The 13,013-nt window shown below is 43.1% G+C and carries 6 protein-coding genes and 2 tRNA genes; all 8 read right to left on the bottom strand.

Going from position 1 to position 13,013, the window contains the following annotated elements:
• Positions 1-2,523, bottom strand: a complete 2,523-nt coding sequence (locus O6P33_RS05160) for a PglZ domain-containing protein (protein ID WP_269819146.1) — start codon at positions 2,521-2,523, stop codon at positions 1-3.
• A 96-nt stretch (positions 2,524-2,619) separates the two neighbouring features.
• Entirely contained in the window at positions 2,620-6,618 is a 3,999-nt protein-coding gene (pglX, locus tag O6P33_RS05155; protein WP_269819145.1) for a BREX-1 system adenine-specific DNA-methyltransferase PglX, read from the bottom strand.
• 11 nt (positions 6,619-6,629) lie between these two features.
• Positions 6,630-10,289 (bottom strand): BREX system P-loop protein BrxC, encoded by a 3,660-nt coding sequence (gene brxC, locus O6P33_RS05150; protein ID WP_269819144.1) that lies wholly within the window; start codon positions 10,287-10,289, stop codon positions 6,630-6,632.
• Positions 10,290-10,328: 39 nt separating this feature from the next.
• Positions 10,329-10,910, bottom strand: coding sequence for a BREX protein BrxB domain-containing protein (locus tag O6P33_RS05145; RefSeq protein ID WP_269819143.1), 582 nt, complete (start codon positions 10,908-10,910; stop codon positions 10,329-10,331).
• Positions 10,891-11,682 (bottom strand): BrxA family protein, encoded by a 792-nt coding sequence (locus tag O6P33_RS05140; RefSeq protein WP_269819142.1) that lies wholly within the window; start codon positions 11,680-11,682, stop codon positions 10,891-10,893. Before O6P33_RS05140 ends, O6P33_RS05145 begins: the two co-directional genes overlap by 20 nt.
• A complete protein-coding gene (locus O6P33_RS05135) occupies positions 11,679-12,227 on the bottom strand; it encodes a BrxE family protein (protein ID WP_269819141.1) in 549 nt (182 codons plus the stop codon). Before O6P33_RS05135 ends, O6P33_RS05140 begins: the two co-directional genes overlap by 4 nt.
• A gap of 507 nt (positions 12,228-12,734) precedes the next feature.
• Positions 12,735-12,811: transfer RNA gene (locus O6P33_RS05130), tRNA-Asp, on the bottom strand.
• A gap of 17 nt (positions 12,812-12,828) precedes the next feature.
• Positions 12,829-12,904 (bottom strand) — tRNA-Val (locus O6P33_RS05125).
• Positions 12,905-13,013 lie beyond the last annotated feature (109 nt).

Raw genomic sequence — 13,013 nt, 5'->3', positions numbered from 1 at the left:
CTACACCGTATAATCTGTTTCTAAATCGAGCTGGCAGAAAATAGCCATCGTCGACGGGTTTAATGCCTTCACTTTAAATTTACCTTCAAACTCAAGCTGCATTCTAAGTGTGATTTTTGTGGTATCGCCAGGCTTGAGAACAATTGTTCCTGTTGCTGGGTTTACTACACCACCGTGCTTAGCTTCACCCACGACATTGCCATTCTTATCATGTGCTTCAAGCAGTATTTCAAAATCGCTTCCCACCGAGAACATATCTTGGCTTTCAAGTGATATATCCAGAACAGGTAAGCGCGTTGTGATGCGTTTAGCACCATTTTTATAATTTAATACCACACTAGCTTGTTCTATTGGCGCTTGCTTAGCTGCTGCTAACTCGAGGGTAATAACAGGTACGACACATTCTTGCAGCGATGCACCACCATGGTAATACAGCATGCCTGATTTATACGACGCTAAGGATAAAGGCCCAGCCAATGTTGCAAAGTCACCGCGTATACCTGCCTTCTCACAGGAAAGTTTGTAGTGATTATTATCACTATCTCCCTCTCCTAGTAAGCAACGCTCATGCACATTATTCCAATCGCCCTGAGGCTTACTGCAAGTATCACCCGCAGCAGCATGGGTATTCATAAAGAAGCCATGGTCAGTGACGATAACAACCTCATGAAACCCAGCATCTTTCAATTTATGAATAGCGACACGAATACGTTTTAATGCGTTAATGATTTCAGTTGGTGCGGTATCAGGATGATTTTCAAAATGGCTATCAATCTCTACTGAGCGCAGGATAAACAGCTCAACATCAGCTTCGACATCAAAACGATTACGCACAAACTCCTCAAGACGACCTTCTTGGAAGCGTTGACCATAGCGCTTGCGTACCAAATCCATACGCTGTGCAACAGTCTCGACTTCTTGATCTTTTATATAGGGTACAAACTTATTGGCTTTTTTAACCAAGCGAAAATCGGTACTCGCACCAGGTAACAAGCTGGCCATACCCACCAATGTGATACTTGGTAACTGAGCCAGTGCAACAGACAGTTTTACTTTGCCTTCATCTTCTAACTGCTGCGCCAAAGCAACTCCTAACTCATAACGCAATGCATCAACCATCAAGTAGGCAACTTTGTTGCCGCTCTGCATCAGCTTAGGTGCTACCAACTGATCAAACACTTCAGTATTAGCGCACTTACTCGCTAACGGCCAACCACTGTGCTCAAGGTGCTTGGTAAATATACCTTGCACCTTTTCCATCAGCTTGCCGTACTGTTTACGTGCTTGCTGCTGCAATGGTTTCATCAAACCTTGAGTATCTTGCCAGTCGTAGTCACTCACCGCTTGTTCAAACTCGCGGTGCAAGCGATCCACTTCACGCAATTGCATAACATAAAAATCAATAAGCTTTTCCATACTCTGGGTATGGTCTGAAAGGATGCGCTCATGATCTTCACAGGATTCGACTAATGCTAAAGCAGAGCGTAGTAAATCCCACTGCGACTGGCTTTCACCTTTACCTGTCCATACAGACTGAGCATGGTTCGATAAAATCAAACGCACCTTGTCGGTATCACCGCGCTGCAAAGCATCCATGGCCTGCAGTAAAAAAGTACGCTCTTCAAAAGGAAAGGTATCGCGCGTACCTAGATCCGTCAGATGACTGCAGCTGTCTTTTAGGTTTAGCTCTATTTCTATCGCTTCTGCACGTTCTATATAGGTATCACGCCTGCGACTATCCGTACGTAAACGCTCGCAAATATCTTCAATCAATGGCTGCGCTGCATCACTGGCGCGTGGCACATCTAATAGATCGGCAGGCAATCCCCCAGGCAAGTCAAAAGCAAACTCACTGAACAACACAAAACGCCATAACTCATCAGCAATGGCAGACCAGGTTTTACCTCGTGTTTTTAAGACAAGACCGATACTGACCTTAAATAACTCTTTGGCTTCAGCAACCCAAGAGTCAGATTCTTTTAATGCTGCTTGCTGCATAGCACTGGGAGCTAATAACGCAAAAATAATATCTCGTGTCGATTCGACATCAAGCTGTGCACGCAAATTGGGCCAGTTTAGGCCACCACCAATGGCGTTTATAACTGCGAAATCTGGATTAGGATTATCATCAAACACAGCACGAATCTGGGTCGTATGGTCAGGCTTAGCTCTTAAGCACAACGTCATATAGTTATCGCCGTCCCCCAGAGGGAATACAGCGCCACACTCGCCATAGAACGAAAAAGGATCGACTTGTTTTTCTTCGTCTTCTATTGGTTTAGGCGCCGGCACGTACACCAGCAATTGTTCAATTTCATTGCGGCCTAATTGCCCAAGGGCAGCAACTGCTGCAGCACGGCTGTGAATACTGGATTCAGTTGCATCAACAACCACACGCTTTTCGGTCGCCATAGCTAAGCAAATATCACGATAGCGCTGTTCTGGATCGTAAGCGACCAATACCTGGCTTTCATTTAAGCGCGGTGTAAATATGTGCTCTTGTATGAATTGCTGAATGCTCATTCGCTGCATTGCTCCACTTGTAGTTCACATAACTACAAAGATGATGAATAACATGCCTTGCAGCGCTTCATCAGCGGCAAGGCTCTTTATAGCTATTTACTTGAGTTCAGTTATGGTTTGATTTATTAACTCAGTCAACTCGGCTGCGGTTAAGCTTTTTGGCTGCCACTCAGTTTTCATTTCGCCAGTGAGTTTTGCACCACGCTTAACCGGCACTTCAGCTTCATGCCAAAATATATCTTCAACGTCATGGGCAATAGCAAGGCTGCGATCTTGATGGCATTTGCGTAGCACACGTTCAGGCCAAATACTGCAGGCTAAATGAGCCCAGTCGTAGTCACCTTCCTCTAGCTTTTCCCATGTATCTTTTAGCTTTTTTTGCCAAGCTTTGTGTTGGAACAGCTTCCATAGCGGTGCAGCGGTAATTTGCACGCCATCATTTAAATTCGGTTTCCAGAATTTTGCGAGACGCAATAACTCATCGCGGAAGTCTTTGAGTTCAGCAGCTAAATCAGTTAGCTGTGTAAGGTCTTTTTCTTCTTGGGTGCTGCGCGTAGTAAGATTTTTTAGCGTATTAAGATCTTGCTCAACTTGTGTAAGCTTTCCAGTAGGCCCGTCAAGAAAGTCATTAACACAAGTATAAAGTGTCTGCTTATTTAGGTGGTGGTAATAAACCCAAAGTGTGTAAGAGCCTGAAGCGCTCTGCAAAGACCAATAAATAGGTGTATAGCGTCTGTTTTGTGAGTACTGATCGTAGTGAGCTGAAAAAAACTGAGAAGTCTTGCTTAAGTAATTTTCCCAGCTATTTGCACCCACTAATGCCAAGCATTTTTCTGATAAATCAGGATCTGCTATTGCATTAATTGCTTGAATTAAAAAATCAAGGTCAGCAACACCTGTCTGTTCAAGGGTGCTTTGCGGACCTGCCCGATTGAATGCAGGCGGCTGTTCTGGTAATTCCGCATAAATATCATCCGACTGCACTGACTGAGCTTGGTCTTTCCAACGTCCAAAAGCACAACCAATTAACCACGATAAGTGCCTTTTAGCCGCTTGCACCTCAAGCTCAGACTCTTCAGTGTCTTCATGAACTTTCCTTAAAGATACCGCTTGCTGTAAGTCTAGCTGCAGCTCTTCATACTCTTCCACTGTCAGGCCATAACATTGCGCTAGAGCAATTTCATTATCATGACCAAGTAGAGTAGTGAAATTGGTTTTTGGTTGAACTTTAATAGATAGCTCTGGAGACCCTATGTAATCCAAAGTTGTTTCATCAACTGAATAGTAATTTTTTGCTGATTTGATGGCATCAAGCATAGTATTTTCAGCAGACCGTTTAACGTCATCGCTAAGCTCTATGTAAGGCAATTGCTGAACCATTCCAGCCTGAAACTTTGGCCATCCAAATTTTTCGCCTCTAAACCGAGCAATTGCACTGCCTATATTGGAAGCACAAATAGCGAGCACTTCAACTTCTTTACCTTCCTCAGGAAACACCTGTGAGCGCCCTGCCGTAGGTATACAACCCTTAGGTACGATATATGGTACCAAACGAGAAGATCGCAACATATAGCTAAAGCCGGGCTGAAAATAAGACTCTAAATTCTGCGGCCGTGATCTAAGTTTACCTTTCTCATCAGTAAAACCTTTTAATTCATAACCATCACTATCCCATCCAACCAACAAGTTAATTGGTGAGTGCCATGCTATTGCTTTTTCGGTTTTAGAATAAAAATACCATCTGCTATTTATGGAGCCCTGAGGAACCTCCCAAAAATTTCTAAGAAACCTAAAATCATCACCTGTTTGTAAGCCAACCTTCACAACAGCTGCTGAAGGCTCAATACCAGGAAGTGCAATTTTGCTTACAACATCAGAATCAGCCCAATAACAATAGGGGGAGTTTTCTAGCTTTCGGAAACTTTTAGGGTTAACGTTAAAACTCGTATTTTTAACAAACTGGCCACGGCACAGCTCTAATAGTTTGCTTTCTTTATCCTCATCAACCACTAGACGGTAAAACTGTGAGTTCTCACAAGATTTAGATATTGTATAAGCTGCAGTTTCGACCATCGCATCAAGAACACCGTCACCAAGATCAGCACATAAATTAATCTCTGCATTAATACCAAGCACTTCTTCTCTTAAGCCCGCCATGGTTGATAGAAATAAGCATGTTCTGCTGGTAATAGCGCCTACAAGACCTATTTCTCCAGTTATTTCAACCGCTCTTTCAATAAAGTTTGAAAGAACATCACCCTTGGTTCGCGGATAGGTACTTTCAATATATTTTTTCGAATTCGCTGACGGTTCTCCAAATGGAGGATTCATCAAGAGAACGTCAAATTGTTTCCGACATAAATCAATAAAGGCAAAACCCTTAGCAGCATCTTCGGCAAATAAACGCTTTTGATCAGAATTTGACTCAGCACTGTCCGCGTAGCTACTTAAAGACATCAAGATCAAATGCTCAGCATCATCCCAAAAAGTAGCATCATCAATACCGCGCAAATCAAACCCTAATTTCTTTTGCGGAGTAGCAGCGTCTAATTCAGTTTGAAACATATCGCTAACGCTATTATGGCCAGATTGCTGCTGCCACTGATTACGTGCATTTTTAATTGTAATCTGCAGTTCTTCTTCAATTTTCAACAAGGTACCGGCTTCGCCAGCCAGTTGCATTTTATCAAAAATCACTTCGAGTAATTGCCCTAGAACTGGCGGATTAAGCTTTCTAGTGAACTCTTGTAATAATGCCTTATCACCTGGCATCGGCTCAGCACAGACGATATTAGACTTAACAATTATAGGGCGTTGCTGTGGTTTTATTTCTAGCAACTGCCACGCACGCTGCGCACGCTGCCATAAACTTAAACCTGCAATTTGCACTGCTCGAGGATCAATATCCACGCCGTGAATATTGTTCTCAATAATCAACTTAGGTATTTGAGCTCTAAATTCATCTAAGCTGCTAAAGCTTGCCTGCAATGTTTGTTGATTGGCTTCGCGTTGAAAAGCATCGGAACCAAGCTCTTGCTCTAACTGCCAAGCTTCTAAATAAATCTGTTCAAATAAATCAAACGCATATAAACCAAAGTGCATAGAGCCACATGCAGGATCAAGCATGCGAATACTGCGTGGATCTTTCAGTTTACGGTGTGGAATATAAACCGGCTGCTGTAGTAATTCTTCTTGGCTTAAAGCCTCCTCTTCAGTGTTTTCAGTATCTGGTGCTTGCTCACCAGGCTGTAAAAAAACTTCAGTACGGCGACGTACTAAATAACTGCAGCTATCAACCAGCGCAGTCTTGCCCTGAGTCATTTCATACCAAATACGCCCTAAGGTGTTATCAGTTAAAAACTCAACAACATAACGCGGGGTAAAGAACTGATTACGTACAGCCATTTCACGGCTGGTTCTAGGTGCGCGAGAAGCAGAACGCATGCTGTCAATTTCATCGCGACCATTCCAAAACTGATAAACCCAACCAATGGTTTCGTCTTCAGACCATAGCGCATCAATTTCTTGATGGTTAATTTCAGCTAGCAGTTCTAGTAAAGCAGATTCCCTTGGGAATAAACGACCTTGGATACTGTGGCGATCAAATAGCACTGCTAAATCAACACTAAACTCATCAAACAAACTGAACAGATAATTACGATACGCATCACCTGTTTCGCCATGGCTGGTTCCAGCTAGCTGACGATAGAGCTGAAAACCTTTCGAGCTTTGGCTTTTACCGATGGATTCAATTAAAAACTCACGAGCCTCAGCCATACGCAGCGCAGCCAAACGGTTTAATACGGTAAAGGCTTGCTCTCGTATAATGCGTTCTAAAACCTGCTTAGTGCGCTCTTTGTCACTTTTGCCAGGCGTGGTCGCTAAATAGTGCTCTAAAGTATCGCGCAATAGCTGAGCAGTTTGCCGCTGACTGTTATCCAGGTGTGTAAGTGTGCTGAGATCAGCTACTGTGCCTTGCTTTGGGTCCATCCCATAATCAGCCTGCAATTGGCGGGTAAACTCTTGACTGAGTATGTTACGAGCACTACTTACAAAGCTTTGTAAGCGGTTGCGAGTTGCTTGATCAAATGCCATGAGTTTTTCCCTTATGCTTTGTCATTACTGGATGGATCACTGTCTGAACTGTCCAGAGAGAGAAGCAACTCAAACTCATGGGCATACTGCAGCTCTTGGCGCATCAGCTCTAATTGAGCGATTACCTTTTTCAGGTCACCAATATTAGTAATACGCGCACGAGTTTTTAAACTGCGGGTGATTTTTTTAACTTCTTCAGTACCTGTTTGCTGCTCTTGAATCAGCTTGTCTTTTACACGCTGCTGACCCATGCGCACGATACGTTGCTTGATATCGTTTAACTGACTCTGAATGTTGTATTCCTGATTCACTAACTGACGTAAGCCAACCAGATCTTCACTGACAACTAGCGCTAAATTTTCTAAATCTGAAAAAACAGCCTGCTGTTCAGGCACTGTGAGCTCTTGCCACTCGGCAACATTTACTAAGTCTTGCTCAGCGTCTTTAATACGCTCAGCTTGTTCCGCTTGCATTGTTATAGCCGTATCACGCACACGACTTTTAATAGCTGTTAAATGACTGGCAAGCTCTGTGCTGTATCTGAAAAAATCATTCTGTTTTAAGCGCTCATTTACATCACTGAGCTGATCAGCCAATTCAGTTTTCAACTGATAAGGACTGCCCGCATCAGGCAGAGAAGCCAGGCCATTACGATGCTCTTGTAGATCCTGCAGTGTGTCTTCTAGTCCATTTTGCAGCGCAAGCAATAAATCAGCGGCCCATTTTAGGCTGTTATAAAAGTCAGAGTCTTCGCCACCTAAACGCGCAGATACGTCAGAGCCATCAGTGGAAATTACATCTTTAATATTACTGGCTAAGACATCAACACGCTCAGCACCGACCAAGCCAAGGCTTTTAAGTTTTTCAGTTAATGATGAATACTTGTATTGCAGTGTCGGTAATAACTTAACCGCTGCTTTACTGATTTCGTCTTCCAGTGGAACAACACTGTCACCACTCAGCTCGGTTAAACGCTCAGCTGAACGTGCAAGTACCTCCATACTCGGACGCTCTTCACGCAGTGACACACCAACATTTTTAAAGGTGTTGTTGGTTTTGAGAGCATCAATGGCTTGCTGTCCTCTGACTATAATTTCACGCCCTGCAGACTTAAGCTTAATTTCGCCTGCTAGCAACATAGCTGCAATCAAATAACGCAAGGTATCTTGTGACCAACCGTAAGGTGCTTCAGTGAAAATATCACTGAGACGTTTTCCATCAATAGAGCCTTGACGCTCAATGATGTCACGGATACTGGTAATAGCTTTATGCTCAATATTAATTGATGGACTGCCGCTCGTACGCTGCACTAAACCCAGTGGATCAATATCACTGGTAATGCCTGACAACGTGTTAATGCTCAGCATTTTTTCAGCTAGGTTTGTATTTACGCGTATCGGTGCTTCGCTGTATCGATCAAACACCTGCGCCGCCACAGAACCTAAGTGTTTACGGCCTGCTTCAATGAGCTCTTGATTGAGGCTTTCCACAGCAGTGACTTCACCACGGAAGATGAAAGAGCCTTGCAGTAAGCTACGCTTTAATAAACGTTCTAGCTCACTGAGCTTGCGCTTAGCAATTTCACTTTGTCCTGCGCAGTATTCTTTAACTTCTTGGTCAGGTTCATTGCGGTATTTATTGGCAATTTCTCGGCAACGGTAAATATCACTAATAAGGTCATCCATCTCTGGCGTGGTACGACCAAAAGCAAAAATAGTATGTTGTGCTGTCTTTTCACGGCTTTCATTGGTTAAACGTGTCTTAGTTGCTTCGTAGTCTTTAGGGTCAACCAACTCAACAATAGTTTGTACCGAGTTACGCTCACCAGATAATGATGCAGGAACTCCACCACCTGAAGCTTGTGCCTTTAAGCCTGTTTGTACAGAAAGAGAGCCGTGTAGACTTGTTGAGGGTAAAGGTGAGTACGCTTCTTTTAAGCTCTCGTTTTGAATACGACGCAACTCAATTGGGCGTAAAGGTATGGTGGCGCGCTCTTGTTCAATATCGTTAAGCTTCTCACTAAAAAATACAAGATTACCGTCCTGCTCACCAAACGGCACAATCGCATCATTGATAAGCTCATCAACAGCTTGCTTAACAGATTCTGCATTAGAGGCTGTTGTAATACCTGCATGCATGAGGCTTGTAACGTTTTGCAGAGAGATTGGCAAATTGCCTAGGATTTGCAAAACACAGACAGTTTTAGCAATGTCTTGATGCAACTCCGAATCTGAAAAGCGAATCTTAACTTTACCGACTGACTGGTACAGCGCTGGATATCCCTTCTCGATATCTTTCTTTAGTGCATCAAATAATGTGACTGTATTGGCTATCCAACCAACAGGCTGATTCGCAATCGGCGTGGTGCCATCAGCACCTTCAACCAATACATCTTGAATAACTTTAATCGCCGAACGTAAGCCAATACCACCTGTCGACTTAGCTAATGCGCCCAGTAGATGCAATAAGATATCAAAGTGTGCCGGCAGGAAGGGGTACAGGTTAATAAAGGTTTGCTTATCGAAGTCAGCGCCATAAGCACGTGCATCTACAAGCTTGGTGTGATTGCGTAGAGCCTGACCGTGATTATCAAACAGCTCACCTAAAGTACTTTCACCTGCAGGTGACTTACTGAGCAGGCGGGTGTAGCAAATTTCTTTAATATCATTTGCTTCAAGATCAATTTGAATTGGAAAGCGGTCTTTAAGCTTATATAGCTCAGGTGAGTTAAGTGACGCTTTAGGGTCGTCTTCAGTGAGTGTTTGTTGTGCTGTACCAATCACCCAGACTTTGCCGTCACCAATATCTTTTAGGTTTTTTGCTAAGCCATCTAAGTTTAAGATGAGATTATTTCGTGAGCCAACATACTGTCCCACTTCATCGATAATAAAGATGATGTGCTCTTTACCTGATGCCTCACGCGCAATTTCAATCATTTCCTTAACGCGATCATTTTCAAAGCGGATAACTTCGCTGGCCTCTGTAGTAAAAGATGAGGCGGTTTTGAAAAGTGCTGGATACATCTGGTGTGCGATATCAGGAATCACACTATCAACAATGAGCTCATCGTTGCGGTAATCATCCCACTCAAGACCTTCGGTATAATCACTAAACGCTTGTAAAAACTCATCATGACGATTCTCTTTTTTGAGCTTTCTTTCAAACGCTGCAACCTTAAGATTACGAGAGTAGCCAGCCCACTGCAGAACCTTGTAATACAGGACAGTCGATACTTCTTCCATAGTCGCACCAGCAAGTTGCTCACTGGCAAGGTCAAGCATCAGCACTGCAGCTGGAAAACGTTTTGAGACAGAATTTAATAAGGCTTTTGTCGTTGATTTTTTGAAACGATCTTGAAGGTGCTGAATAAAAGGTGTGCCATCAATTGTGATACTGTCATCAAAGGCCAAACCTAAATACTTAGTAAAAGAACTCTTACCTGAGCCGTAGAAGCCAGAAACCCAAACACCCACTTCGTTTTGGCCGCCAGCTTCCATTGCTGACTGCATTCTACTGAGCAGTTTCTCGAATTGCTCTTCAATACTTTCAGTAACGACATACTCAGAAATTTCCGCTTTTAGGCGCTCTTCTTGCGAGACGCCGTAAGTAATAACTTTTTCAATCGTGCGGTAAATATCTTTGTTACTGTCAAATAGGGTTTTAATTTCCATCATCTCATCCTAAGTAAATTCTGCTAAACCAGCTGTTTATTAACCGCCAACATGTACCGAACGATAGTTACCATCTTCTGGATAAAACCCGAGAAATTTTAATTGGGTCTTTCCAGTTCTTATCCCTGGATAAAAAAACACAGTCGGTACATGGAACTTGCCTTGCAGCTGGCTTTCCATAGATCCGATACGAAGATACGGATGGAGAGCCTCAACGTCAGTTACTAATAAAATTGTGTTTGGTTTGCTTTCAAGTTCTGTCAGCTTTGCTTCGAGCTTGTCTTGTAGAGCGTTTTTTTTAGTTAAGGCTTCAGCCAGTGAACCATTAGTTTTTTGCCACTGTAAGGGGGATGCAGCATCTTGCTTCTCCCACGTTTTCTTGATGAACGCCGGCATTTCATCAAATACTTCCTGTACAGCCGCAGCCATTGAGAAGACATGCACATCCCAGCCTTCATTACGTAACTTTGCTGACCATGCTGGCATTTGTCGCTTAACTTGTAATATCTGCTGTGGATGAAAGATCAAATAGAAAATAGGCTCAAAGCTGGCATGCCCAAATTCACGACCAGCTCTCACGCGCTCCATGAGCTCACTAAAATCAGTGTTGAGTGATGACATCAATCACTTCCTCCATTGTTTTGAACTGCCAGCTAATACGCGTGACATCTCCTGCAGACTGCACAATTAACCAGTTGTTTTTTGCTAATTTTTTTAATTCATCACGTACGTCAACAGGCTCCATGCCAAACAACTTCCATGTTTCGTGATTGATGATCGAATTATCGCCAAGGCCAATCAGGTGTAACCAATAGGCTAAGTAAAGAGATGTATTGGGCTGAATACGTACAGGTTGAATGGTGCGTTTAGATGAGCGACCAGATGACAGTAAATTGTAGTCAGCGCAGCAACCAATAATGTAAGACGACACCCGCTTAATAACTGAGTCAGCCCATGGCTTTTGCGTTTTTCCTTCACGCACAGCATGGCTCACAAAGTCTCTAGCATCTTCGGTGGTGACTTGGTCATGGCCACCTGAGTAGCGACTCCAATACACCTCTATTATAAAGTCTTGGAGTACTTTATTAGCCTGAGCAGTATGGATCAAAAACAGCTGGTTCAAGTCTTGGGTTGTTATGACTGGGGCGAGCTGTTTTAAATACATCGCCACGTTGGTTTTCATATATCGAGGTGAGAAGCACTCAGCAATGATATTCCGCAACCGGCGTGCCGTCACCATAGGGAACATGCCAGAGCTAAGTGCATTCTCATACAGCTCAGCCACAGTCATGCTTGGCTCATAAAGAGTGAGTAGTAGCTTGGTTTCTTCAGCCAAGCCAAGCCCTGCACCTAGCTGTGTTGTGTAGTATTGAGTTACCTTCACTGCTGTCATGAATCTTCTCTCATAAAAGGAAAGCTTTTGTAACTTCCTTTAAAAGCTTGAAGGTAATGACTAGCAGCAGCTTTCAAAATAGCTTCTAGACTTGCATCACTGAAGGTACCCACATTCACAGGCCCTTCATTTTTTTCTACAACGCCACTCATTAATTGCTCAAGAGCTTGAAAAGCTTCATCTGTACTTTTTAGCTTGTCGCTCATATCGAGCTCTTGCGCAGCCTTGGCAATTTCGCGCTCTAATGAATCTGGAAGCCTGTACAGGTGGTAGTTTTTACCGACACCAATATATTCATCATGCACCAGCAAGGCAGCTTCACAGACGCCGTGATACTGAGCTAAAAAACTTGTTCGCGGATAAGGGTGACTTAAAAAAATCTTACTCTGCGGACCTAAAAAATTACTTCCCCACCAGTCACACTGACTCTTTTCACCCAGGTATCCAATTAAGATACGAAGCTCAGCTGCCAGTACTGTTAATTTTCTTCTCATATTTTGATCACAACGCGTTTGAAAATAATAAAAGGGAGCTAATAAGGTCACAACCTGCAGCGAACTAAAGTCAAATCTCTATGCTTATTCAATACAGCAGTTGTGCTTAGCTAAAACATACAGCATACCAAATTAGCAAGATGCTTATATCTGAAAAGCATGGCGTGTCAGGTACAAATCAAAACAGAAAAATCAGGCAGCTTTAATAGATAGGTATAGAAAAGCATCCTAGCCTTGTAAGCATAGAATTGTTCTTAGCAAATGAGGTATATAGCGATTAAATCGACTACCGGCTTGCGGTGACTGACCACCCAGCTTTAAAGAACCTCGAACACAAGCTCAACGAGCTGAAAGCAATCTTAAAACCACCCAAAACCAATCAAGCACGAACCATATCAATCACAAAGAACTCAAATAAATCATTTATGATGCAAAACTGGTCACAGAAAGGGTCACAGCAAGAATATACGACGATTATTTTGAAATATGACAGGTTATTTGCTATCCAGAAACGAAAAAACCCGTTAAGTATCAACTACTTAACGGGTTTTCGTAATATGGCGCAGTGGACGGGACTCGAACCCGCGACCCCCGGCGTGACAGGCCGGTATTCTAACCAACTGAACTACCACTGCGCGGTACTTGAAAGACTTGGTGGGTGATGACGGGATCGAACCGCCGACCCTCTGCTTGTAAGGCAGATGCTCTCCCAGCTGAGCTAATCACCCTTATGTCTTCAAGTGGTGCGTATAATAGTCATCAAAAAGACTTTTGGCAAGCTCTTAATTGATTTATTTTCATAATCAATCCAATGACTTAGCAAATCATGCTGAAAAA

The sequence above is a fragment of the Denitrificimonas caeni genome (assembly GCF_027498055.1).
Taxonomy (GTDB): Bacteria; Pseudomonadota; Gammaproteobacteria; order Pseudomonadales; family Pseudomonadaceae; genus Denitrificimonas.
Note: the sequence above shows the minus strand (reverse complement) of the source record. Positions and strands in the feature narration are given on the sequence as shown.